This window comes from Salimicrobium jeotgali (assembly GCF_001685435.2).
In the GTDB taxonomy this organism is placed as follows: Bacteria; Bacillota; Bacilli; order Bacillales; family Halobacillaceae; genus Salimicrobium; species Salimicrobium album.
Genome location: NZ_CP011361.2, coordinates 451,296 through 475,947, shown reverse-complemented (window position 1 = coordinate 475,947; position 24,652 = coordinate 451,296). Strand labels below are relative to the sequence as shown.

Genomic DNA, 24,652 nt, shown 5'->3' with positions numbered 1-24,652 from the left:
ATCAATAGGGGTAATATTTTCTTTCCGGGCGACCGACTCTTCCGTATTTCATTTCGGCTACCGCAGTATTAATGGAAACCAGATACTCCAGGTACCTTCGTGCTGTCGTTTTCGAAGCACCCATTCTCTCACTCACCTGTTCCGCCGTCACTCCTGCTTCTTCACTCGTCAAAAATTGTTCGACTTTTTTTAAAGTAAGCGGGTCGATTCCTTTGGGTACCTCTTCTTCCTTATTCTCTTCTTTCTGATTCAGGAGAAAATCGAGCGTCTCTTGACTGAACTCTTCGGTTTTATTAAGGATATGTGCTCTTTTTTTATATTCTTCAATAGTCTTCTGGAATCGTTCGATCGTTATTGGTTTAATGATATAGTCCACTACCCCATAGTTCAGGGAGTGTTCCACCGTTTCTTTGTCCTTCGCTGCCGTAATCATTATGATGTCCGTCTGCGGAGATTTATCACGAATGCGGGGCAGCAGATGTGAACCGAGTTCATCGGGCATATACACATCAAGAAGGAGAAGGTCCGGCTGTTTTTCTTCCACGAGAGCGATTGTTTCTTCAGCATTCGCAGCTTTTCCGACAACCTCTATGTCCTCGATCGTATTCAGAAACTGTTCATGTAAATTCGCCACTCTGAAATCGTCTTCGCTAATCATCACTTTCATCGTCTATCCCTCTCTTTCGGTAAAAACACGGAGAAAACAGTGCCTCCTCCTGTGTTATCGAGAATTTCAATCGTCCCTCCGAGCTTATCAATAATCTGCTGGACGTTCCAAAGGCCGTATCCCCGCATCACGCCGTCTTTGGTGGAAGAGCCCTTCTGAAAAATAGATTCATACATATCTTCCGGTATCCCCGGCCCGTTATCTGTCACGGAAAATATGATGTCATTGCCGATATCCGTGATGAAAACTTCAACCAGCTTTTCTTTCTGATTCTGCACCGCTTCAAAAGCATTATCCACAATATTACCGAGGATCGTTATAAGTTCCACTTTATTAATGTGTTCAGGCAGACGCTCCAGAGAAGAATCTTCGTCAATTTTGAATCTGACTTTTTTCTCGGATGCTTTACTGATCTTCCCTGTAAGAATAGCCTGCGTCGTATCGTCATGTATACGCTGGAAGATGATTTTCTGTTGGGGCTCCGATTCTGTAAACTCCTGTTCTATCATTTCCGTCGCTTCTTTTGTATTACCGAGCTGCATCAGGCCAAGTAAAACATACATTCTGTTCGTGTATTCGTGCGTCTGGGCACGCAGACTTTCCGAATAACGCTTTACTTCGGACAACGTGTTGACCATTTCTCTGACTTCCGTTTTATCCCGGAGGCTGGAGACTACTCCTACTGTCTCTCCCTTTTCCCGGATGGGCGTACGGTTCACAATCACCACTTTGTTATTCAGAACTATTTCCTCATCCTGCTCTGCTTTACCGCTTTGTAATGTACGAAGCATTCCCGTATTCGGAAAAATATCAATTATATTCGCACCGGCGTCCGCATTTTCCAATCCAAGCAGTTCCAGTGCCGACTGATTGATCATCGTCACACGCCCCTGACTGTCGATCGCTATGATCCCTTCTTTTACGGATGATAAAATCGCTTCCCGCGTCTGATAAAAAGAAGTCACTTCATAGGGTTCAAGTCCAAGGGTATCTTTTCGGATGCTGCGGGCCAGGAGTAAGCTTCCGATTACACCCAGCAGAAGAACGCCGGTGGCGATAAGTATGATGGTTTCCATTTCATTCCATACCATCGTACGTATATCTTCAATAAGGAATCCGACCGAAACGAGGCCGATGATCTCCCCACTGTCGGAAATGATTGGTGCTTTCCCCCTAAGCGATGGTCCAAGCGTTCCTTCCGCTCTCGACGTATAATATTCACCGTCTTTGAGAGCCCGGCTGTTATCTCCGCCTACCATCTTTTTCCCGATCTTCCATTCGTCGGGATGAGCGTAACGAATCCCATCCTTATTCCCCACTACTACGAATTCTGCACCTGTCTCTCCCTGGACGCTTTTCGCTATAGGCTGGATGATTTCCGAAGGATTTTCCGATGCAAAAGCTTCTTTCACTGTCGGCATAAATGAAATGGTAGAAGCCACCTGTAATGCCAACTGCCCTACGTCCTGTTCCACTTCTTCTTTTTCCATAAAAGCGTAAGCACCCGTAAAAGTTACAGTGACCAGGAGAAGTAAAGACAGCACAAGGCCCAGAATCTTCGTTTGCAATTTTACATTCATGCCGGCTCCCCCTCACGTGATCTCTCTTCGATATAGTAACATATGCATCTACGGGGGCGGGTGGTTATTATTAAAGAAGCGCTGGTAAGTCTTAGGGGAAGAAAAGCTGCTTGATAGTTTAATTCGCGAGGCTTTCGTTCCCTTGGGATGGAGTTTTGAGCCGTGAAGGGCATGATTCTTCAGTAATCGTTACCTTCGGAGGCTTTCAACAGGTGTGAAGGGAACGATTCGGGCGGTTTCGTTACCTTCGGCCGGATGAAAGGCTTCTAAAGGGCACGAAAGCCGTATTTCCTGGGGCCGGTTCGTGCCAGCGTTCGTATTCGTTCCCTTGGGAGGAGGTTTTCGGCCGTGAAGGGCACGATTATTCAGTAATCGTTACCTTCGGAGGCTTTCAACAGGTGTGAAGGGAACGATTGTTCAGTAATCGTTACCTTCGGAGACTTTTAACAGGTGTGAAGGGAACGATTCGGGCGGTTTCGTTACCTTCAGACAGTCACCGGGCTTCTGAAGGGCACGCAAAACGTAAAATCAGCCATACAAAAAGTCTGCCTTATACTAAGGCAGACCCTCTTTTACATAATCATTTTTGAAGAAGTTCCATCAACTGTTGGATGACGTCCTGGGAAGTCGCCAATTCGGACGTTTCAGCCTTCTGGATGACGTTTTGCAAAACTTCCTTCAACTGTTCTTGCTGTTGCACAATACTCACCTTTTTCTTCTGATGTTTTTATCTTTATAAATCAGTAATCCGTGATGACCCTTCTACAAATCTCTCACTGGAGTGCTCCATATCCCGGGGTGTATGAATCAGCCCGGAACTGGTCCGTTCGTTCAATATCATTTCACATTATATCATAAACCACTGCAAAAACCAGATATTTCCTCGTAAAAATTCCTGCCTCTGTCTTCATTTTAGTGTTTCCCGGCTGTATGTGCTCTAAACATATTTCTTTATTAAGAACATTATATTATTTATCACGAATAAAGTCTATAGTTTTTCACAAAAAAATAAGTGCCGCCTTGCCGGGCGCACTTATTCCTTATCGCTTTTATTCAACTTCCATTTATTGAATTCCAGATAGTCTTTGAACTGTTCCTTGGAGAGTCCCGAACTCATAGCGTCTTTCACCAGGTTCACCCATTCGTCATCCAGCGGCTCGTTGACGTCCTGCTGTTCTCCGTGCAGAAGATAGTTCATGGAGACATCGAGTTCTTTTGAAATCTTCTCCAGGAATAAAACCGACGGGTTCTTCTGAATGTTGCGTTCAATCGAACTTAAGTACGATTTGGCAACGTTCGCCCTTTCGGCGAGTTCAGACAGGGAGTACCCCCGGTTTTTCCTTATATGCTGTATACGATCGCCTATCATATCTCTCACCTTCTTTCTAAAAAAGTATAGCACATTATTTCATGATGTTCTATATAAAGTACCATTCAAGTTATAGATGAAATACTTCACAAAAAATCCGTGCATAGCGAATTCCTTCACACTCTCCATAATTCCTTTATTATCAACCTTCAAAACCTTTTTGTAAATAAAATTTAATAGTCTTAAAAAAGAAGCCTTCCTTCAGTGAAGGAAAGCTTCATTCTACTCTTTTCTGAAAAAATTTGTTGATTTTAACAGAGAGGTCATCGAAATACGTATAGACGACCGGGATCAGCACCAGCGTAAAGAAGCTGGATACCGTCAGTCCGAAAATGATGGTCACCGCAAGCGGCTGCTGGGCTTCTGCGCCCTGGCCGATTCCGAGAGCGAGCGGCACCATGCCGAGCACCGTAGTCACCGTCGTCATGAGAATCGGCCGCAGACGGTTAGGTCCCGCTTCGAGAATCGCATCGTACCGGCTGTACGAACGCCGCCTCAAAATGTTGATGTAATCCACGAGAACGATGGCGTTGTTCACTACGATTCCCGCGAGCATAATTATTCCGACGAACGCCGGCATGCTGAGCGGGAGACCGGTAACAAACAGGCCGACCGCTACACCGACGACAGTCGCCGGCAGGCTGAACATAATGATGAACGGAAACAGGAAGTTCTCGAACTGCACGGCCATCACCGCATATACGAGAAACAGCGAGAAAAGGAGCGCGACAGATAAGTCTCCGAAAGCCTCTTCCATATCCTGGGCCTGTCCGCCCACTTCATACGTATAGCCTTCCGGGAAGTTCAGCTGGTCGATTTCCTCTTCCACATCAGCCGTGACACTGCCGAGGTCCCGCTCCCCAATATCTGCCGTGACGTTCACCTGCGGCTGCTGGTTCTCCCGGTTCAGCGCTACCGGCCCCTGCACCTGTTCAATCTCTGCGATGGAGGATAAGGGAACCGTGTCTCCAGAAGCTGTCGATATCGGTGTACCTTCCAGTTCTGCGATGCCCGCACTCTCATCGAGCGGCGTGACGAGACGTACTTCAAGCTCTTCCCCGCCTTCACGGTAACGGGTGGCCGTCTGTCCCTGGAACGCCAGCTGCACCTGTGAAATGACCTGCTGTTCCGTAAGCCCGTATCCGCTCGCTTTGTTACGGTCGACCTGGATGTCGAGCTGTGGTTCGGAGTCTTCCGTCGACGAGGAGGGAGCGACTACCCCTTCGACATCTTTCATAATCAACACGATCTGTTCTGCCAGTTCGTTCAGCACCGCGTTGTCCTGGCCGTTAATCTGCACCTCGAGCGGAGCCCCGGTTCCGAGTCCGGCACTCATCTCCGTCACTTCGACCTCGGCTCCGACGACGTCACTGAGATCATTCTCCATATCTTCCATCACTTCCTGCGTGGACCGCTCCCGGTCTCCCGGGTCCACGAGCTGTACGGTATAACTGGCCCGGTCAGCACTGCCGCCGGCCAGCCCCATTTCTCCGCTGCCGATTGACAGGTAATGGACGTCGACTACGTCACTGAACTCATTCAGACGCTTGCTTATCTCCGAAGTAACGGTTTCTGTTTCTTCAAGAGATGTCCCACGCTCAAGTGAAACGTCGACTTCTATCTGCCCCTGATCGGATTCCGGGATGAAAGAAGTTCCGACGAGCGGGATGAGCGCTATACTGCCTCCTATGGAGAGAATCGTGAGCAGCACGGTCGTTTTGCGGAATTTCAGCACTTTCCTCAGCACCCGCTGATATCCCCTGTTCATTTTTCCAAGGAGCCGGTCAAACCAGTTCCGCTTCCCGTCGCGCATCGCTTTCGTCAAAAGTTTGGAGGACAGCATAGGTATAAGCGTCACCGAAACGGCGAGAGAAGCGAGCAGGGCGAACGAAATGGTCAGGGCGAGCGGCGTGAACAGCTCGGAGGCGATTCCGTCCACCAGCATGATCGGCAGGAATACGACGAGTGTCGTAGTGGCGGAAGCGATAACGGCCGGAGCCAGTTCGGAGGCCCCTTTCTCCGCTGCTTCCTTCATCGAGAATCCTCGCTGCCGGTAGCTGACGATATTTTCAAGGATCACGATGGAACTGTCCACCATCATCCCTATACCGAGCGCCAGTCCGCCCATCGTCAGAACGTTGAGCGTCTCCCCGGTAAAATACATGAGAGTGAACGTCGATATGATCGCGATCGGAATGGAGATTCCGATGACGAGCGTCGCCCGTATACTCTTCAGAAACAGAAGCAGTACCGCGACGGCGAACAGACCACCGATAATGATGTTCACGATGACGCTGTTGATTGAAACTTTGATGAACTCCGACGTATCGAGCACGGTTTTCATCTCCACGTTCTCCGGCAGTTCGGGAGCTACTTCATCCATCGCGGTCTGGATGTTTTCAGCCGTCTCCACCGTGTTCGCATCCGTCTTTTTCAGAGCGGACAGTACGACGGCCGTCTCCCCGTTCACTTCCGAGACAGTCCCGGTGTCTTCGATCCTTTTTTCCACCATGGCGATCTGGTCGAGCTTCAGACGATCTCCGGACTCCGTGGTCAGGACGGTGTTCTTGACGTCATCGATCGAATCGAATTCCCCGTTCACACGGATACGGAGGTTCTTATCCCCTTTATCGACGGACCCTGCTGTCGCCGCCTGATTGGAAGCGTTCAGAGTCTGGATTATCGTCTGACTATCGATGCCTAATCGGGCGAGTTTTTCCCTTTCGATTTCAATCTGAACTTCTTCGGTACGGCCGCCCTCGACGGAAATCGAAGCGACTCCACCCTGCCGCTCCAGATAAGGAACGATTTGGTCTTCGGCGATCTGCTGAAGCTCCGCCGGCGTATCCCCGGACAATCCGATGGTCATAATCGGCAGAGCCTGAGGGTCGAAACGCAGAACGCTCGGTTCCCCGGCGTTCTCCGGCAGCACTCCCGACACCCGGGAGACCGCTTCTCTCACTTCAAGAAGGGCACTGTCAAGATCCACTCCCGTCGAAAACTGCATGAAAATAAGCGAGGCTCCCTGCTGGGACTGGGACTGCAGCACTTCGAGTCCTTCGAGTGAGCTGACCGCCCCTTCGATCGGACGGCTGACGAGCTGTTCCACATCCTGCGGGGCCGCTTCCTCATAGGAAGTCGACACGACCGCAACCGGCAGATCGATGTCCGGGTACAGATCGATCGTCAGGTTTCGGAGAGATACGAACCCGAGAGCGAGGATGGCAGCGACGATCATAATGACACCGACGGGGCGTTTGATGGACGTCCTTACGAGCTTCATCTATTCGTCCTCCCCGATGATGCGGATCTCCGCCCCGTCCGTCAGGGTGATCTGACCGGAAGTGACGACTCTGTCCCCGTCGCTGACGTCCCCGGTGACCGCCGATTCTTCCGTCTGCGAGGACTCCACCGATACCGGCACTTTGACAGCTTTCTTCTCTTCCACTTTATAAACGAAAGTTTCGTCCGACGTCTCAACGAGCGCTTCCGTAGGAATGATCGTCGTGTTCTCGACGACCGTCTCCGGCAGCTGAAATACAGCCGTCGTGCCCGGCTTTATGGAACCGTCCGGGTTGGAGATTTCCGCTTCCACGCTGTAAAGTCCCGTATCCCCGGGCACGGTGGCGACATTCGTCAGCTGTGCTTCCACCGGCTCGTCGGATGCTTCCACGTCCACCTGATACTTCGCTCCTTCTTCGAAAAGAGATGTCTGTTCCGCCGTAATCGAAGCAGTAATGAGAGCAGGGTTCAGCGACACTACCGTTGCGAACGGCTGCTGGTTCGTAGCCATATCTCCGACGTTCCCCTGTATGGAGGTGACTACGCCGCTCCTCGGGGAGGTGAGCGTCTCCGGTCCCGACTGCTCCCGTGCCTGCTCCAGCTGAATTTCCGCCTGTTCCACCTGCAGCCGTGCCGACTCCACCGCGGATCTGGCCTGACTGAGCTGCTGTTCGGCCTGAGCTACCTGGCCTTCGAGCTCCTGCTCTGAAGGTCCGAGTAACCCGCTCAGACCTTCCGGTGCTTCCTGACTTCTGGCTCTTTCCACAGCTTCTTCCGCGTCATCACGGGAGGCGATTGCCTGATCCAGCTGCTGCCGTGCCTGAGCCAGTGCGTTTTCCTGAAGTTCCACCTGAGACTCTCCCTGGCCGGGAGTAATTTCAGCCAGCGCATCGCCTCTTTCCACGCTGTCTCCTTCTTCCACACTGATAAACGTAATTTCTCCGGGGGCGCCGGGGACGACAGGGGACGTGGCAGAAGGCTCGGCCCGGGCAATGATCTCCCGTTCCACGGTGAATGTGCCTTCCCTTATTTCCTCTGTTTCCACCGGGGTGACCCGTGTCTTTTCTTCTTCCGTTTCGTCACTTGAACAGGCTGCCAGCAGTATCAGCAAAAGCGAAAGTAAAATTCCTCGTTTCATGGGGCATACTCCTTCAGTGTGAAAAATATTAAAACGCTCTCATTTTATCAGAAAAAAAGCTGCCGCCTGTACGCGACAGCTCATCATTGTTTATAGCGTAGAACCCAGCTGTGATACGATCAGATCTATTTTTTTCTCGACGGGAAGCTGATACCCTCCGAACCGTTCATCGAAATGATCGAACACCGGCTGCATTTCTTCGAGATCGATCAGTTTCTGGTACGTTTCGTACATGTGACGGTACTGATCGATGTACCGCTTCATCTTCTTGTAGAACCCGGACAGGTGATACGCAGATGAGAAATCAAAAGCTTTGAATACCTGGGTATCATAGTGCGGGAAGGCCGGGTTTATCGCGTGCAGCATCGCTGTCGCCAGAGGGAACTGCAGCGTGTAAGCACCCTTGTGGTTCGCCACTTCATACAGGCTTTTTGTAATGTGGTAGACATTCGGACGCGTCTCTCCGCGCACGCCTTCCATCAGATCGAAGAACCTGTCCTTGAAGTCCTGAGTCAGGCTCGGATTCTCCAGTCTGTAAAAATGACGGAACACAAACTGGTACAGCCCGTCTTCCGGCACGTATGTAGAATGATACATGCGGTTCGTGTACAGATATACTGCGACTTTCTCTTCCGGAATAGCATTGATCAACTCTTCATAATCACCAATGATCATTGATGTGAGTTCCTGTGATGCACGATATTTCATAATTTTTCTCACCCCGACTTTAGTTTTCGAATCCTCTACTGTTCCCTATTTTACAGAAGGTCACGGGTTTTTCCAATCTATTTAGGAAATTTACCCCGCTGTGACAAAATTTCTGCCGTTCGGAGCATGAATCGTGCCCTTCGGGTGCTTATTTTTTCGCTGAAGGTAACGTTTCTGCCGTAATCGTGCCCTTCGTGCCGGACCAGGCGCTCTGAAGGTAACGATTCCCGCTGTTTCGTGACCTTCGGACAGGAAAAGGGAAGCTGAACGGCACGATTCCACGCTTCAGGCGAACTTTCCGCACTCATTCCTTTTCCTTAAGGTATAATAATGAAGAAACATACAGAAAGGATGATGCATTTGATCAGAAAAAAACGGGACAAGCCGGTCCAGTTGAAGATTCTGCACGCGCTGGAGAAAAGAAAAACGCTGACGGAGCAGGAACTGCTGCAGAAAAGCCGGCTCGAGAAAGGATGGGAAGGGGAGCAGCTTTTCGATCGGATGACCGGGACCGTGTCCAAAGAGACACTTCAGCTTCACGACCTGCGGCTGACCTGCCGCGGTTCCACCTTTCAGCTGGATACGCTGCTCATCCGCCCGGATGCGATTTACCTGTACGAAGTGAAGTACTATAACGGCGAGTTCGTGTATGAGGATGGGGACTTCAAACTCTCCGGCGGTAAAGTGATCCTCAATCCCCTGCATCAGCTTCTGCGCGCCCGCACCCTGCTGCACCAGCTGCTCGAAGAACACGGATATTCTTTTCCGGTCCGGGCCTACGTCGTTTTCCCTCACCCCCATTTCTTCCTGTACCATGCCCCTGTAACCGATTCTTTTCTTTTTCTCCCGCAGTGGAAAAGTCATATCACCCGTCACGCTGCTGCCGGGGTTCTGACGGCCACCCACCACAAACTGGCGGACCTGCTTTGTTCCCTGCACAGAAAAGAGCCGTCTGCGACACAGGATGTTCTCTACGGGGAACTGCACAAAAATCTGTTCTGTCCGGGCTGTGCCGGACCCGTGTGCCGCCAGTTCAAAACATTCTTCTGTCCGGACTGTGACAACCATTACCCGGCGGGCCGGCTCATTTATGAAGCGCTGAAGGAATTCCGTCTTCTCTTTCCGGAGATGCGTCTCACCCTTTCTTCGGCACGAAATTGGTGCCGCGTCGCTTCCGACAAACAGATCAGACGCGCGCTCGCTCGTCATTTTAACGAAAAAGGACAAGGGCGGGGTGTACACTACGTGTGAACCGTTTTTTTCCAAACAAAAACGACCTCCCTGAGAGAGGTCGCTTCCTTTTATTTCAGGGCGAACATGATTTCCGCTTCGCAGGCGACTTCGCCGTCTACGGAAGCAACAGCTTTCCCTTTACCCATCGGGCCTTTGAGCCGGACGATTTCCACTTCCAGCTTCAGTCGATCCCCGGGCTTCACCTGACGTTTGAAGCGGCACTTGTCGATGCCGGTGAAGAAGGCGAGTTTCCCCTGGTTCTCCTCTTTCTTCAGCATAGCGACAGCACCGGTCTGGGCCAGCGCTTCCGTGATCAGTACTCCCGGCATTACCGGATAGTCGGGGAAGTGGCCCTGGAAATACGGTTCATTGACGCTTACATTTTTATAAGCGACCGCCCGCTCGCCTTCTTCGAGCTCCTCGACTTCATCGATGAGCAGAAACGGGTAGCGGTGCGGAATGATTTCTTTGATTTCATTAATATCAAGCATATGTACACTCTCCTTTTTTCCTACATTATAAGTATGTTTTCTGTGGAACGCAAAAAGGTTTGCCGATTCTCCCAGTAAGGGTATAGAACGTTAAGAAGGAGGTGGAAAGATATGTTATGGACAATAATAGTTATTCTCCTGATACTGTGGCTGGTCGGTTTCGTCATCGATCTTGGAGCTATCATTCATCTGCTCGTCATCGCAGCCATCGTACTTATCGTCATCAGACTTATTCAAATGGTCACAGGGAAAAAGTAGAGCAGAGTGATCCGTCACTCTGCTCCTGTCATAATATCGATGATCTGCTGCCACAGCGACCAGTCGAACACTTCAAGCGGATTGCCTCCGCCTATGACGCCGTAACCGATCATCAGCCCGACGACGAGCGCAAGCAGGCATAGAAGCACGACGATGATGAGACGCAGCCAGATCGGGAGTGCTCTCCGTCTCTTGTTCCGTGTCTTCGCTTCGTTCGTTTTATTCTTTCTGTAGTTCTTTCTCGTATTTTCTACCATACATAAATCTCCTTATATTCAGGATCGCAACTGATTGACGAGTCCCATCATTTCATCCGACGTCGATAAAGCCCGGGCGTTGAACTGATAGGCCCGCTGCATCTGGAGCATCCCGGTCATCTGCTGTCCGGTATCCACGTTCGATGCCTCCAATGAATTGCTGCGGACGGAGCGATCTTCATTTTGCACAGCGGCAAGGATCTCCTCTTCGTTAAACCCGAGAGCCTCTGTATCAGGCAGACGGAAACGGTTCCCCTCCGTTGTCTCGAGCATGCGCGGACGGATGGCCTCCGCGATACCGATACTTGCTTCCGTCTCTTCACGGTCGCCTCTCTTCACGGAAATCGAGCCGTCTCCCCGGATCGTGAAGTCGTCAAAACCGTTATCGAGGCGGATCTCCTCCCCGTCCTCCCCGAGAACCGGGTGGCCTTCCCCCGTCGTCAGCATAAGCTGATCGTTTTCCACCGGCAAAAAATAAAAGTTCCCGGCCCGTGTGTACTGCGTTTCGTTTCCTGCCTCCGTCGGCACCTGAACACGGAACAGATGACGCTCTTTCAAAAGCGCGAGATCGAGTTCCCTGTCCGTCGTCCGGACCGTCCCCTGCTTCAGATCGAGGTTCGTATGTCCGAGCCGGGCACCTGATCCGAGACGGATTCCATCCGGCGTCCGGCGTCCGACAGCAGCTTCTTTATCTTTCAGGTTGTCTATGTTCTGAGTGAGAAGTGAAGTGAAATCGGCCTGCCTGGATTTGTATCCGGCCGTGTTCGCATTTGAAATGTTCTGTCCGATGATATCAAGCTTTCGCTGCACCTGGCCCATCGTTACGGCTGACTGCATCATTGCACGATTTACCACAGTTTCCCTCCTCCTCTATTCTTCCCCGGTTTCCCGTTCAGTAAGTTCATCACTGGACTCTGCCGATTTCGGTGACGGCCGACTGCAGGTTCTGGTCGTAGGCACGCAGCACACGCTGATTCAATTCAAAGGACCGGTAGTTACTCATCATTTCGGTCATCGTGGCCTGGGCATCGACGTTCGACCGTTCAAGCATCCCCTGCCTGACTTCGAACTCCATATCCTCTTTCCCCCGGGCCTCTTCCGTTACAGCATCTTCCCCTGCCCGGAACAGGTCACCCCCTTCTTTTATAAACTGGGAAGCATCCGGCGTGTACGTAATGCCGAGAGGTTCTTCTTCTCCGTCTATTTCAACTGTACCGTCATTTCGTACCGTAAACTCCATGCCTCCGGTCTGGACCGGGTTCCCTTCGGCGTTCAGTACGTAGTTGCCTTTATTCGTGGTAAGAAACCCTTCCCCGTCCACGGTGAAATTTCCGTTCCGCGTATAGCGCGTCTCACCATCTTCATTCCGGACGTTGAAAAACGTGAACCCTGTTTCATCCGGCGCGCCCTTCTGGAGAAGAGCCACGTCTGTCGCGGTCCCTGTTTCCCTGAGCCGCCCCTGCGTAAAAGAAGGTACGGTTTCCTGAAGATACATTCCCGTGTGCATTGAGCCGATACCCCGGTCCTGCGGGAGGCTCAGGCCGCTTTTTACAGGAAGCTGCAGCCGGCCCGACTCTTTAATGAGCATTTCCGGGAACGCCCGTTTCACTCCCTGGTCCTGCTTGTACCCCGGCGTATTTGCATTTGAAATATTGTTGGTCAGTGTCTCCTGATATCGCTGATTCGCCACCATCGCCGATGCAGAATTGTAAAATCCACGAAGCATGAGCCTCCCCTGCCTTCCCTTTTTAAGTTTACGTCCTTCTATTTCTTCTGAAATTACCCTCAAGCATCATTCCGGCGCCTTTTGCTGCGCTGTGAAGCGGATCTTCAGAGACAAATACGGGCATATTAAGTTCTTCCCGAAACCGGACCCCGAGTCCTTTCATCAGAGCTCCTCCCCCCGTCAGAACGATGCCGCGTTCTTTTACGTCAGTCGTCAGCTCCGGAGGTGTATCTTCCAGAACGGCTTTTATCGTGCGTGTAATCATCCCGAGCGACTCTTCGAGAGCTTCTGTCAGTTCACCGGAAGTGACTGTAATGACCCGGGGTAGTCCGGTGATGATATCAAGACCTTCCACCTGTATATTATCGCTCTCACCGGCGTCCGCGTTTATAGCAATATTTTTCTTCACTTTTTCGATTGTATGCTCCCCTGCCTGAAGAGCGTATCGTTTGTTTATGTACGTAGTGAGATCGGTGCTGAATTTATCCCCCGCTCCTCTGATCAGACGGGCCGACACAATTTCTCCCATGGAAAGCACGGCGACCCCGGTCGTTCCTCCTCCGATATCGACGATCATGTTGCCATCGGGCTGAAAAATATCCATTCCGGCGCCAAGGGCTGCCACTTTCGGCTCTTCGGCCAGCTCGATCTTCTTCCCGCCGGCTTTTTCTGCCGCTTCCAGCAGGGCTTTCTTCTCTATTTCCGTTATATCGGCCGGATGACAGATGAGCACGCCGGGTTTGCTTAACAGACGCTGAACTTTTATTTTTTCGAGAAAATATCTGAGCATTTTTTCGGTTGTGTCAAAATCTGCAATGACCCCTTCCCTGAGCGGGTGGATCACTTCAATATGCTCCGGCGAACGGCCGAGCATCCGCTGTGCGGGTTCACCTACTGCGATTACGGCATCCTTTCTCCGGTCCATCGCAACTGCAGAGGGCTCTTTAAGCAGTATCCCTTTTCCTTTCACATATATCACTGCATTGGCAGTACCCAGATCCACTCCTATCTCCTCAGCAAACATGAGTGAAGAACCTCCCAGTCTTGCCATACTGAACAACCATCCTAACCGAGCGACTGTTTATATGATATTAAGAACGCATCTATTCCATTATTTTATCATAATATAAAGAATTTCGTCTTATTTTTCCAAAAAAATAAACGTCCACCCGCAGATTATCGAAAAAAAGCACCGCCACGGGGGCGATGCTTCAGATTTGTTATGAATTATGATGTTGATAATGATTCCTGAGGCTCAGACTTTGGGGCAGCAACACGTTCTATATCTGCTCCGAGACTTGCGAGTTTTCCTGCTAAATCAACGTAACCGCGGTCGATGTGACGAAGCTCCGTTACACGGGTGGCACCTTCGGCAACGAGTCCTGCGAGTATGAGTGCTGCTCCGGCACGAAGGTCGGTCGCTTCGACTTCCGCTCCCTGCAGGTTCGAAGGGCCATCAACGATGACACTTCTGCCTTCAATCCGCAGTTTAGCGTTCATACGGCGGAATTCTTCCACGTGCATGAAACGATTCTCGAATACCGTCTCCGTAATGACACTCGTACCTTCCGCCCTCAGCATGGCCGCCATCATCTGCGACTGCATGTCTGTCGGGAAACCGGGGTGCGGCATCGTTTTGATATCTGTCGCTTTCAGCTGTTCCGGTCCAATGACACGTAGACCGTCGCCTTCTTCTTCGACAGATACGCCCATTTCCTCAAGTTTTGAAATAACGGCTCTCAAATGCTCCGCTTCCGCACGCTCAAGCAGAATGTTTCCGCCCGTGACGGCCGCTGCGACCATGAAAGTCCCCGCTTCGACGCGGTCCGGGATAATCGTATGTTCCGCACCGTGGAGTTTTTCGACCCCGTCGATTTTTATCGTTTCCGTTCCGGCTCCGACGATGTTAGCCCCCATCTTGTTCAGGTAGTTGGCCAGGTCGACGATTTCCGGTTCTTTCGCTGCGTTCTCAATTACGGTCTTTCCATCCGCGAGAGCTGCTGCCATTACGAGATTCTCAGTGGCACCGACACTCGGGAAATCCATATAAATCTTCGCGCCTTTCAGACGGCCGTTTGTGTTCGCTTCGATATAGCCGTCTCCGACCGTCACCTCGGCGCCCATAGCTTCAAAACCTTTCAGATGCTGATCGATCGGGCGTGACCCGATGGCACATCCGCCGGGGAGAGCTACTTTAGCGTGCCCGTAGCGGGCAAGGAGCGGGCCGAGTACGAGTACGGAAGCGCGCATTTTACGCACGTATTCGAAAGGAGCTTCCGTCTTAAGCGGCTGGGACGCATCCACTGTCACCGTATTTCCGGAAGTTCTCACTTCGGCATTCATGTGAGAGATGACTTGATTAATCGTCGTTACATCCGCCAATTCAGGGACTTCATGCAATACACTTTTTCCTTCACTTGCAATAATACTTGCTGCGATCACAGGCAACACGGCGTTCTTGGCACCTTCTACTTTTACACTACCGTTCAGTTTGCCGCCACCGCGGACGATGATTTTTTCCACCATACATTCTCCTCTGCGTCGAGATTCTTAGTTATCATATTCACCCATCATTAATTACAGTTCCAATTTTCATCAAAAGTTTCTTCAATTCACATTAGTGACCTTTTTCACACAAACAAAACAACACTAATCGTATCACCACTGTCAACAAAAGCGCAAGGGCTAAAAGTGGGATATTTGGCGATGGGATGTAAAAATTGCTTTTTCCTTTAAATGTTGTTTAATAAACAATTTCCCTACATGTTTTTCTGATAAACGCTTTTCTGTCAAAACAGATAAGTGAGACTATTAGACCACGAAAGAAAATCCAGGAAGAATCTGCTCACGGTCGTTCCTATTGCAATCGTAAGAAATATCACCAGTATTCTGGCTTCGAACACTTTCCCCTTCCGGAACAATCCATCCAGATTCAGCGACTGGAGAGCGTACCAGCTGATTACTATAAAAATAAGGTGAGAAGTCATACTCATCAGTGCTTCCTGGACAAACACATCTTCCATCGTAAATTTCCTCCTTCGACATTTCCCGGGAAATAGTAAATCATTTCGGGACGTACCCGTTCTTTCTTGGGGGTGTATGTTTTTCTTTCCGCATTGATGAGGAGAGAATCCCCGTTCCACACGGTCACGGTCATTTCATTAGCTTAGAGGATGTGAAGAGAAGTTGCAACAAAAAAAACTGCTCTCCCTCGGGAAAGCAGTTTAAAAATTATTATTGTATACATCCAGACGGTTCATTGCCCGTTTAAGTGCCAGTTCTGCCCGTCGAAAATCAATATCGTCCTGTTTTTCTTTCAGGCGGCGTTCCGCACGTTCTTTCGCTTTTCGGGCACGTTCCACATCGATATCCGAGGGAAGTTCTGCCGACTGCGCCAAGATCGTTACTTTGTCGGGACGAACTTCAAGAAATCCGCCGCTTACAGCTATTCTCCGGGAATCGCCGTCCCCTTTCAGTCGCACCGCGCTTATCGTAAGCGGAGCTACCATTGGGATGTGACCGGGCAAAATACCGAGTTCACCGCTTTCCGCCTTGGCACTGACCATATTGAAATCTTCCTCTAATACCGGGCCGTCAGGAGTAACAACACTCACTGTTAGTGTGCTCATGGATCTACCTCCTTCGGCAATGGAATAACAAGTGCCTGCTTAAGAGACACCTGTCATCCTTCCTGTACTTACTCCATGTTCTTCGCTTTTTCTACAACGTCCTCAATACGGCCGACAAGACGGAAGGCGTCTTCCGGAATATCGTCGTGTTTACCGGAAAGGATTTCTTTGAACCCTTTCACAGCTTCCGATACAGGAACGTAGGACCCTTTCTGACCGGTGAACTGTTCGGCAACGTGGAAGTTCTGGGAAAGGAAGAACTGAATGCGGCGTGCACGGGAAACCGTGAGTTTATCCTCATCCGAAAGTTCATCCATACCGAGAATGGCGATGATATCCTGAAGTTCATTGTATTTCTGCAGCGTCTGCTGCACCTCACGCGCAACGTTGTAATGCTCTTCTCCCACGATATCTGCGTCAAGGGCACGGGACGTGGAAGCAAGCGGGTCCACGGCAGGATAAATACCCTGCTCGGACAACTTACGTTCCAGGTTCGTCGTCGCATCGAGGTGGGCGAACGTCGTCGCAGGAGCCGGGTCTGTATAGTCATCGGCAGGTACGTAGATTGCCTGGATCGATGTTACGGAACCTTTGTCCGTGGACGTGATTCTCTCCTGAAGCTGACCCATTTCCGTTGCCAGAGTCGGCTGGTAACCAACAGCGGAAGGCATACGTCCAAGCAGGGCGGAAACTTCCAGACCTCCTTGGGTAAAACGGAAAATGTTATCAATAAACAGCAGTACGTCCTGCCCCTGTTCATCACGGAAGTGCTCAGCCATCGTAAGTCCTGTAAGCGCGACACGCATACGGGCGCCAGGCGGTTCGTTCATCTGTCCGAACACCATCGCTGTCTTCGAGATAACACCGGAGTCTTTCATTTCGTAGTAAAGGTCGTTCCCTTCACGGGTACGCTCCCCTACGCCTGCGAATACGGAAATACCTCCGTGCTCCTGTGCGATGTTGTTGATCAGTTCCTGGATAAGTACTGTTTTCCCTACACCGGCACCGCCGAAGAGACCGATTTTACCACCTTTTACGTAAGGGGCGAGCAGGTCTACGACTTTAATACCCGTTTCAAGAATCTCTGTTTCTGTCGCCAGATGTTCAAACGTAGGCGCCAGTCTGTGAATCGGTTCCCGGCGAACGTCACTCGCAAGCGGTTCGTCGAGGTCGATGTTGTTACCAAGTACGTTGAATACGCGGCCAAGCGTTACGTCCCCTACTGGTACGTTGATTGCACCGCCTGTATCTTTCACTTCAAGTCCTCGCTGCACTCCGTCTGTCGAGCCCATCGAAATGGTACGAACAGCATTGTCACCGAGGTGAAGAGCTACTTCGAATGTCAAATCTTCGCTGCCATCCCGTTCCACAACGAGAGCGTTGTTAATATCAGGGAGTTGGCCATCGTCGAAAGTGACGTCTACGACCGGTCCCATAACCTGTGTTATGCGTCCAACACTCATCTGCTATTCCCTCCTAACTTAACTTCTCCCCCGTCTTACTATTCGAGGGCGGATGCACCACCGACAATTTCGGTGATTTCCTGTGTGATTGCTGCCTGACGGGCACGGTTGTACGTGAGTGACAAGTCGTCGATAAGATCGTCGGCGTTGTCGGTCGCACTTTTCATTGCCGTCATACGTGCAGCATGTTCACTGGCCTTACTGTCTATAAGTGCTCCGTAAATCAGACTTTCCGCATACTGCGGCAGAAGCACTGACAAAATTTCTTCCTGGTTCGGTTCATATTCGTAGGAAGCAGACGATGATTTCGTTGCCTGCTCAGCAGAGATATCGTTGAGCGGAAGTACTTTCGTCTTCTTCACTTCCTGGGTAATCGCACTGACGTAGTGGCTGTAGTAGACGTAAAGTTCATCGATGTCTTCTTCGGTGAAAAGATCGACCGTTTCGGAGGCCAGTTCTTTGATATCTTCAAAGTCAGGCTGGTCGGCCACACCGGTGATTTCTTTATCCACTGCCATATTCCGTTTCCGGAAAAAGTCCCGGCCAATCCGGCCGATGGCTATGATTCTGTACTCGTCGGCAGAGGTATGATTGTTCCAGATGTCCTGATAAGCTTTCCGCAGAATACTTGCGTTGTATGCTCCTGCAAGACCGCGGTCCGAAGTGACGATAACGTAGCCTCTACGTTTCACTTCCCGCTCCTCAAGCATCGGGTGGGATGCATCTCCTCCCCCTTGAGCGATACTGGCGACGACTTCCTGGATTTTCTCACTGTACGGTACGAAGGATTTTGCGTTCTCTTCCGCACGGTTCAGTTTGGAAGCTGAAACCATCTGCATCGCTTTCGTGATCTGTTTCGTTTTTTTCGTGGAACTAATACGACCTTTAATCTCTCTAAGGGATGCCAAGCTGATTCACCACCCTTTCTTAAAAACTCTGTCCGTCCGTGCAGGAAGGAAGTGTGTTGCGGTCTTCCTTCCTTTTTTAAGACGAAGGTTTTCTGAATCCTTACTGTTTATTCGGCAACTACGAAGGTTTTCTTGAATTCAGTAACCGCTTCGGCCATCACTTCATCGTCCTGAAGTTTGCCTGTTTCGCGGATTTTTTGAAGAAGATCTTTACGGTTGTTATCGAGCCAGTCGTGGAACTCACGCTCGAAACGGGTTACTTCTTCAGTCGGAATGTCATCAATGTACCCTTTTGTAAGAGCATAAATGATCATTACCTGTTTCTCGACGGATATAGGCTGGTGCAGTCCCTGTTTCAGAACTTCCACCGTGCGTGCCCCGCGATTCAGTTTCGCCTGTGTCGCTTTGTCCAGATCCGAACCGAACTGGGCGAATGCCTCAAGCTCACGGAAGGAAGCAAGGTCCAAACGAAGTGTGCCGGCCACTTTCTTCATAGCTTTAAGCTGGGCGGAACCACCTACACGGGATACGGATAGACCCGGGTTGATCGCCGGTCGTACACCGGAGAAGAACAGGTCGGACTGCAGGAAGATCTGACCATCCGTAATCGAGATGACGTTCGTCGGAATGTAGGCGGAAATGTCTCCGGCCTGTGTTTCGACGAATGGAAGTGCGGTAAGCGAGCCTCCGCCTTTGGCGTCACTCAGTTTTGCCGCACGCTCAAGAAGACGGGAGTGAAGGTAGAATACGTCTCCCGGGAATGCTTCACGGCCTGGCGGACGACGAAGGAGAAGGGACAGTTCACGATAAGCGGACGCCTGTTTCGACAGGTCATCGTACACGACGAGTACGTGTTTTCCGTTATGCATGAATTCTTCTCCCATGGATACGCCGGAGTATGGCGCCAGGTAAAGAAGTGGTGCCGGCTGGGAAGCACTGGCGGTCACGACGATCGTATAATCAAGTGCTCCGCGACGGCGGAGTGTTTCTACAGTACTGCGGACAGTCGATTCTTTCTGACCGATGGCGACGTAGATACAGATCATGTCCTGGTCGTGCTGGTTCAGAATCGTATCCAGTGCTACAGACGTTTTACCGGTCTGACGGTCTCCGATGATCAGCTCACGCTGGCCACGGCCGATCGGTACAAGTGCGTCGATCGCCTTAATACCGGTCTGAAGCGGCTCGTCCACGGACTTACGATCCATAACACCTGGAGCCGGAGATTCAATCGGACGGGTTTTCGTCGTTTCGATGTTCCCGAGGCCGTCAACCGGCTGTCCGAGCGGGTTGACGACGCGGCCAAGAAGTTCCTCGCCTACCGGTACCTGCATGATGCGGCCGGTACGACGGACTTCGTCGCCTTCTTTGATATCTGTGAACGGTCCCAATATAACGAGACCGACGTTACTTTCTTCCAGGTTCTGTGCAAGTCCCATAACACCGTTTGAGAATTCAACGAGTTCCCCGGCCATGACGTTATCCAAGCCATGAGCACGGGCGATGCCGTCTCCGACTTCAATGACGGTACCGACATCGGTAACTTCCATGTCTGCTTCATAATTTTCAATCTGTTGTTTAATCAGACTACTGATTTCTTCAGCATTGATGCTCATGCGGTTTCACCCCTATCCTCTATTGTTCGCTGAGAGCAGCTTACGTTCCATTTGATCGAGTTTGCCACGGAGGGATCCGTCGAAAATCCGGTTCCCGATACGTATACGCATTCCACCGAGAAGATCCGGATCCACGCGGTTATCGATAATAAGGGAATCCTTTCCTACTTTCGGTGCAAACGTTCTGGACAAACGCTGTTTCTCATCCTCCGACATTTCCCTTACTGTGTAAACGACAGCTTCCTGCACGCCCTGGTAATCGTTCACCCTGGCAAGGAAACGGTCCGCAAGCGGAACCATAAGGTCCGTACGGTGACGGTCGATAAGAAGGTGAAGCGTGTGAAGCACTTCTTCGGAGAAACCTTTGAAGCTGTTCGTCATGACTTCCTTCTTACGGTCGGCCGGAATGCGTGGATGCTTGAGAACATTTTCTAACGAAGGGTTCTCGCGCGCCACTTTTTTCAATATGTTCATTTCTTCCTGAAAAACATCAAGTTTCGATTTTTCCTGTCCGAGCTCAAAGAGGGCATCTGCGTATCTTTTTGCTACGACTGTCTCGCTCATCGCTCTTCTCCCTGTTCATTCACGTATTGTTCGATAAGCTGTTTCTGATCCTCTTCGGACAGTTCTTTTTCGATAACTTTCGATGCAATCATGACGGACATGGAAGCGACTTGATCTTTAAGCTGCTGTACAGCTTTTTCTTTCTCCTGCTCGATTTCCTGTCGTGCCGATTCTTTCATACGGTCGGACTCGTTTCTTGCAGAAGCGATAATATCTTTCTCCTGTTTTGTAGCCGTCTGACGCGCATCTTCGATGATCTTCTGTGCATCCTGACGCGTCTGTTTCAATTCTTCGGAGGCTTCACGCTGAAGGCGTGCTGCTTCTTCACGGCTTTTCTCCGCCGTTTCTATCTCACCGGAAATGTAATCTTCCCGTTCTTTCATCATATTCATGAGCGGGCCCCACGCAAATTTGCGCAACAGTGCCAGCAAAATGATGAAGAAGAATAACTGGATAATCGCATCTCCGAATGGAAAACCACTTGCCTGAACAATCAGGTTATCAGTCAACCCGTACACAGCTCTCACTCCTTTCTTTCCTCAACATACCTAAACATACATAAGAATAGCGCCGACACCCGGCCCGTTCCCCGATTAACCGTCGGCTTAAAAAGGCGTCAGGTACAAGCGCTAGTGCCAGAAATATATCGTTTCCTACATGTTCTTACCGGGTACCAAACAGATATAAGAAAGGCGAAGATAGACTCCGCCCTGTTCAGATGGACGACATTAGCCGCCGATTACGATAAACGCGATTACAACACCGATGATCGGAACCGCTTCAACCAGAGCCACACCAATGAACATTGTTGTCTGAAGGGCACTGCGAAGCTCCGGCTGACGTGCAATTCCTTCTACCGTACGACTTACGATCAAACCGTTACCAATACCGGCACCAAGTGCTGCCAGTCCTACTGCGATAGCTGCTGCTAAAAGATTCATAATGTAAATCCTCCCCAAATATTTTATTAATGATTAGTTATTTCAAAAAAATATGTTAATGGTCTTCGCTCACTTTGTGAGACATATAAACCATCGTCAACATAACGAAAATGAATGCCTGGATAAAACCGATGAATGTACTGAAACCCATCCAGGCGACCATCGGCACTGACGCTCCAAGGAAACCGAAGAAACCGCTTGATGCCAGTCCCAGAAGCAGGCTGATAAGAATCTCGCCTGCGTAAATGTTCCCGTAAAGACGCAGACCGAGCGTCAAAGTGTTCGAAAATTCTTCAATGATATTGAAGGGCAGGAGGAACGGCAACGGACGTACATAATCCTTTGCGTACTCTTTGGATCCCTTCAGTTTGATCCCGTAGTAGTGGGTAAGCACCACTACCATGACAGCTAATGTCATCGTTATCAGAGGGTCTGCAGTCGGTGACTTCCACCATAACGTGTGTCCGACAGTTCCGGTAACGATAACCCCCAGCATGTTTGAGACAAATATGTAGAGGAATAACGTTAAACCAAGCGGCAGAAACATCTTTCCTGTTCGCCAGTCCATGTTGGTGCCGATGATATTCTTTATAAAATCGACGGTCCACTCAATCACATTCTGCATGCCTTTCGGGTGTCGCTGCAGATTCCTTGTTGCTGCAACGCACACAATAAAGACTATGAGAGACGCGACAAACATCATGAGGACGTTCGACAGGTTAAAAGTTAACCATGGTATGCCAAACGCTTCATTCCACATTGGTGCTTCGTGATCCAATCTCTTCACCTCTCTTCCATCTTACTATCCTTGCTAGAATTAATGAAGGCATCTATAAAAATGACAACCGTAGCTGTCATCAGGCCCGATACTACGCCAATTAAATGGAAATATTCTTCGAATTGAAGGGCGACAACGACGGCGAGCGCTCCGCTCGCAAGTCTCGTGAACGTGCCGATCCCCTTCATCGACTTATTGGCGGCTACTGTTTCCCCGAGCTGCTTCATCTTGCGCTGCATCAACCACAGATTGTAGAAGCTGAGTACGGTGCCGAGAAGTGTCCCGAGGAAAAATGCTTTCCATGGAGTAAGTCCATAGGCGAGAACCAATAGTGCGAGAAGGTAGAACATCCATTTACGTTGACGGGTCGCCATAACATCAAAGTCTTTCAAGTTAATCGTCCCCCGTATACTTCCTTACTAAATGAATCGTTCCGTATGTACCTGCTGAAAGACCGGTCAGGAGACCGAGAATCAGAAACAGCGGGTCACTCCCGAACTGTCCGTCCACCCATTTGCCGGCATAGATACCGACGAGGATGCCTCCTGCCAGCTGTGATGATATGGCGCTGACAAGACCGATTGTCCGGAACGAACCGTTCGATTTTCCCATACACCGTCTCACCCGTTCCCTTTGTGTGCAAGCTTTTCTTTGCATGAAAACCTTATCATTCCACACTATGTAAGATTACATTAGCACTGTTGTAGTGTCAATAATTTGTGGAATAAAAGTGTAAACAATAAACCCGGTTTTTTTCACATTTCTGCCACATTTCAGCAAGGAAATTTAAAAGGGTGTGCAAACGTTTGTTCCATAAGGGGTCATCCCTCCTGCAACAGGGGGGATCAGAGATAAACACCCGAACCTGTCCCGGGGTCAGACGGCTTTCATTCGATTTCGAACGGGGCCGGTTTTCTGTCGGTCTTTCCGAAGAAATACCGGAGTCCTTCCGCGATACGGGCAGACGCCTGGCCATCCCCGTACGGATTGGAGGCTCCTGACATTTTTGCATAGGCCTCCGGGTCCGAAAGTAACTCATCGGCCAGTCTGAATATGTTTTCCTCGTCCGTCCCGGCCAGTTTTATCGTGCCCGCATCTATCCCCTCCGGACGTTCCGTAGTATCACGGAGGACCAGTACAGGGACGCCGAGAGAAGGGGCTTCCTCCTGCACGCCGCCGGAATCGGTAAGGATAAGATGGGCCCGGGAGGCGAAATTATGAAAATCAATGACGTCGAGCGGAGAGATCAACTTGACCCTCTCCCAGCCTCCGAGAATATCTTCTGCGGTTTCCTGTACTTCCGGATTCAGGTGAACCGGGTATACGACTACCACGTCCTTATGAGTCTCAACGATCCGCTTCACAGCCCTGAACATTCTTTTCATATTCATACCGAGATTCTCGCGCCGGTGGGCAGTCATAAGTACGAGGCGACGTCCTTCCAGCGAATCGAACACTTTACTGGAATACGCCTCATCCACCGTCGTTTTAAGGGAATCAATCGCCGTGTTTCCGGTGACGAAAATCTGATCTTCCCTTTTGTTTTCAAGAAGCAGATTGTCCCTTGCCTGATTGGTGGGGGCAAAGTGGAGATCGGCGAGCACCCCGGTCAGCTGACGGTTCATCTCCTCGGGAAAAGGGGTCTTTTTATCCCAAGTCCGGAGTCCCGCCTCCACGTGTGCCACCGGAATCTGATTGTAAAATCCGGTAAGGGAGGCGACGAACGTCGTCGTCGTATCTCCGTGGACAAGTATGATATCCGGAGCTGCCTCCTTCATCACTTCATCCAGCCCCTCCATCGCACCGGTGGTAACGTGGGCAAGCGTCTGTTTCTTTTTCATGACGTTCAAATCGTAGTCGGGTCTGATATCGAAGATCGACAGTACCTGGTCGAGCATTTCCCGGTGCTGGGCCGTGACGGCCACTGACGTTTCGAAATCATTGCTCCGCTTTTTCAATTCAAGAACGAGAGGAGCCATTTTAATAGCCTCCGGTCTCGTTCCGAACACTGTCAGCACTTTAATCGGACGTGACATAGCCACTT

At 50.4% G+C, this 24,652-nt stretch carries 26 protein-coding genes; 2 read left to right on the top strand and 24 right to left on the bottom strand.

Going from position 1 to position 24,652, the window contains the following annotated elements; all coding sequences use genetic code 11:
* Nucleotide 1 precedes the first annotated feature (1 nt).
* The 6 genes from AAV35_RS02400 to AAV35_RS02375 form a co-directional block, all read right to left on the bottom strand.
* The gene (locus tag AAV35_RS02400) at nucleotides 2-667 is read right to left on the bottom strand and encodes a response regulator (protein ID WP_008590429.1); all 666 of its coding nucleotides are present in this window, start codon (nucleotides 665-667) and stop codon (nucleotides 2-4) included.
* On the bottom strand, nucleotides 664-2,247 hold the full coding sequence (locus AAV35_RS02395) for an ATP-binding protein (RefSeq protein WP_008590430.1): 1,584 nt from the start codon (nucleotides 2,245-2,247) through the stop codon (nucleotides 664-666). The genes AAV35_RS02400 and AAV35_RS02395 overlap by 4 nt, the downstream gene beginning before the upstream one ends.
* A gap of 1,033 nt (nucleotides 2,248-3,280) precedes the next feature.
* On the bottom strand, nucleotides 3,281-3,616 hold the full coding sequence (locus AAV35_RS02390) for a helix-turn-helix domain-containing protein (protein WP_008590432.1): 336 nt from the start codon (nucleotides 3,614-3,616) through the stop codon (nucleotides 3,281-3,283).
* Nucleotides 3,617-3,833: 217 nt separating this feature from the next.
* The gene (locus AAV35_RS02385; RefSeq protein WP_008590435.1) at nucleotides 3,834-6,899 is read right to left on the bottom strand and encodes an efflux RND transporter permease subunit; all 3,066 of its coding nucleotides are present in this window, start codon (nucleotides 6,897-6,899) and stop codon (nucleotides 3,834-3,836) included.
* Nucleotides 6,900-8,036, bottom strand: a complete 1,137-nt coding sequence (locus AAV35_RS02380; RefSeq protein ID WP_008590436.1) for an efflux RND transporter periplasmic adaptor subunit — start codon at nucleotides 8,034-8,036, stop codon at nucleotides 6,900-6,902.
* Nucleotides 8,037-8,126: 90 nt separating this feature from the next.
* Nucleotides 8,127-8,744, bottom strand: coding sequence for a hypothetical protein (locus AAV35_RS02375; protein ID WP_040609424.1), 618 nt, complete (start codon nucleotides 8,742-8,744; stop codon nucleotides 8,127-8,129).
* Nucleotides 8,745-9,104: 360 nt separating this feature from the next.
* Here AAV35_RS02375 and AAV35_RS02365 point away from each other — a divergent pair, with 360 nt between their 5' ends.
* Nucleotides 9,105-9,995, top strand: coding sequence for a nuclease-related domain-containing protein (locus tag AAV35_RS02365; RefSeq protein ID WP_008590442.1), 891 nt, complete (start codon nucleotides 9,105-9,107; stop codon nucleotides 9,993-9,995).
* Nucleotides 9,996-10,045: 50 nt separating this feature from the next.
* On the opposite strand, the gene fabZ is transcribed toward AAV35_RS02365, so the two are convergent.
* Nucleotides 10,046-10,468 carry a 3-hydroxyacyl-ACP dehydratase FabZ gene (gene fabZ, locus AAV35_RS02360; protein WP_008590444.1) on the bottom strand — a complete coding sequence of 141 codons (423 nt, stop codon included), beginning with the start codon at nucleotides 10,466-10,468 and terminating at the stop codon, nucleotides 10,046-10,048.
* 111 nt (nucleotides 10,469-10,579) lie between these two features.
* On the opposite strand from fabZ, the gene AAV35_RS14295 reads away from it, so the two are divergent.
* Entirely contained in the window at nucleotides 10,580-10,726 is a 147-nt protein-coding gene (locus AAV35_RS14295; protein ID WP_143023826.1) for a lmo0937 family membrane protein, read from the top strand.
* 14 nt (nucleotides 10,727-10,740) lie between these two features.
* Here the strand turns inward: AAV35_RS14295 and AAV35_RS02355 are convergent, their stop codons facing one another.
* From AAV35_RS02355 to wecB, 17 genes are all read right to left on the bottom strand, one after another.
* Entirely contained in the window at nucleotides 10,741-10,983 is a 243-nt protein-coding gene (locus tag AAV35_RS02355; RefSeq protein WP_008590447.1) for a DNA-directed RNA polymerase subunit beta, read from the bottom strand.
* Nucleotides 10,984-11,001: 18 nt separating this feature from the next.
* On the bottom strand, nucleotides 11,002-11,838 hold the full coding sequence (locus tag AAV35_RS02350; RefSeq protein WP_008590450.1) for a flagellar hook-basal body protein: 837 nt from the start codon (nucleotides 11,836-11,838) through the stop codon (nucleotides 11,002-11,004).
* A gap of 49 nt (nucleotides 11,839-11,887) precedes the next feature.
* The gene (locus AAV35_RS02345) at nucleotides 11,888-12,709 is read right to left on the bottom strand and encodes a flagellar hook-basal body protein (protein WP_008590452.1); all 822 of its coding nucleotides are present in this window, start codon (nucleotides 12,707-12,709) and stop codon (nucleotides 11,888-11,890) included.
* A gap of 28 nt (nucleotides 12,710-12,737) precedes the next feature.
* Nucleotides 12,738-13,733, bottom strand: a complete 996-nt coding sequence (gene mreB / locus AAV35_RS02340; RefSeq protein WP_008590454.1) for a rod shape-determining protein — start codon at nucleotides 13,731-13,733, stop codon at nucleotides 12,738-12,740.
* A 203-nt stretch (nucleotides 13,734-13,936) separates the two neighbouring features.
* Complete coding sequence (gene murA, locus AAV35_RS02335) at nucleotides 13,937-15,232, bottom strand: UDP-N-acetylglucosamine 1-carboxyvinyltransferase (protein ID WP_040609438.1); 1,296 nt, start codon at nucleotides 15,230-15,232, stop codon at nucleotides 13,937-13,939.
* 266 nt (nucleotides 15,233-15,498) lie between these two features.
* Nucleotides 15,499-15,732, bottom strand: a complete 234-nt coding sequence (locus AAV35_RS02330) for a DUF1146 family protein (protein ID WP_008590456.1) — start codon at nucleotides 15,730-15,732, stop codon at nucleotides 15,499-15,501.
* A gap of 201 nt (nucleotides 15,733-15,933) precedes the next feature.
* Nucleotides 15,934-16,338, bottom strand: a complete 405-nt coding sequence (locus AAV35_RS02325; RefSeq protein WP_008590457.1) for a F0F1 ATP synthase subunit epsilon — start codon at nucleotides 16,336-16,338, stop codon at nucleotides 15,934-15,936.
* A gap of 68 nt (nucleotides 16,339-16,406) precedes the next feature.
* Nucleotides 16,407-17,801 (bottom strand): F0F1 ATP synthase subunit beta, encoded by a 1,395-nt coding sequence (gene atpD / locus AAV35_RS02320; RefSeq protein WP_008590458.1) that lies wholly within the window; start codon nucleotides 17,799-17,801, stop codon nucleotides 16,407-16,409.
* A 38-nt stretch (nucleotides 17,802-17,839) separates the two neighbouring features.
* Nucleotides 17,840-18,709 carry a F0F1 ATP synthase subunit gamma gene (locus AAV35_RS02315; RefSeq protein ID WP_008590460.1) on the bottom strand — a complete coding sequence of 290 codons (870 nt, stop codon included), beginning with the start codon at nucleotides 18,707-18,709 and terminating at the stop codon, nucleotides 17,840-17,842.
* A 107-nt stretch (nucleotides 18,710-18,816) separates the two neighbouring features.
* Nucleotides 18,817-20,325 carry a F0F1 ATP synthase subunit alpha gene (gene atpA, locus AAV35_RS02310; protein ID WP_008590461.1) on the bottom strand — a complete coding sequence of 503 codons (1,509 nt, stop codon included), beginning with the start codon at nucleotides 20,323-20,325 and terminating at the stop codon, nucleotides 18,817-18,819.
* A gap of 12 nt (nucleotides 20,326-20,337) precedes the next feature.
* Entirely contained in the window at nucleotides 20,338-20,889 is a 552-nt protein-coding gene (locus AAV35_RS02305) for a F0F1 ATP synthase subunit delta (protein ID WP_008590463.1), read from the bottom strand.
* A complete protein-coding gene (atpF, locus tag AAV35_RS02300) occupies nucleotides 20,886-21,407 on the bottom strand; it encodes a F0F1 ATP synthase subunit B (protein WP_008590465.1) in 522 nt (173 codons plus the stop codon). Before atpF ends, AAV35_RS02305 begins: the two co-directional genes overlap by 4 nt.
* A gap of 210 nt (nucleotides 21,408-21,617) precedes the next feature.
* Nucleotides 21,618-21,830, bottom strand: a complete 213-nt coding sequence (gene atpE, locus AAV35_RS02295; protein WP_008590466.1) for a F0F1 ATP synthase subunit C — start codon at nucleotides 21,828-21,830, stop codon at nucleotides 21,618-21,620.
* A 55-nt stretch (nucleotides 21,831-21,885) separates the two neighbouring features.
* Entirely contained in the window at nucleotides 21,886-22,608 is a 723-nt protein-coding gene (atpB, locus tag AAV35_RS02290) for a F0F1 ATP synthase subunit A (protein WP_008590467.1), read from the bottom strand.
* 5 nt (nucleotides 22,609-22,613) lie between these two features.
* The gene (locus AAV35_RS02285; RefSeq protein ID WP_008590468.1) at nucleotides 22,614-23,000 is read right to left on the bottom strand and encodes an ATP synthase subunit I; all 387 of its coding nucleotides are present in this window, start codon (nucleotides 22,998-23,000) and stop codon (nucleotides 22,614-22,616) included.
* 1 nt (nucleotide 23,001) lies between these two features.
* Nucleotides 23,002-23,220 carry an AtpZ/AtpI family protein gene (locus AAV35_RS02280; RefSeq protein ID WP_008590469.1) on the bottom strand — a complete coding sequence of 73 codons (219 nt, stop codon included), beginning with the start codon at nucleotides 23,218-23,220 and terminating at the stop codon, nucleotides 23,002-23,004.
* Between the two features lie 275 nt (nucleotides 23,221-23,495).
* Nucleotides 23,496-24,644: a non-hydrolyzing UDP-N-acetylglucosamine 2-epimerase gene (wecB, locus tag AAV35_RS02275; RefSeq protein WP_008590471.1), complete on the bottom strand. Its 1,149-nt coding sequence runs from the start codon at nucleotides 24,642-24,644 to the stop codon at nucleotides 23,496-23,498.
* Nucleotides 24,645-24,652 lie beyond the last annotated feature (8 nt).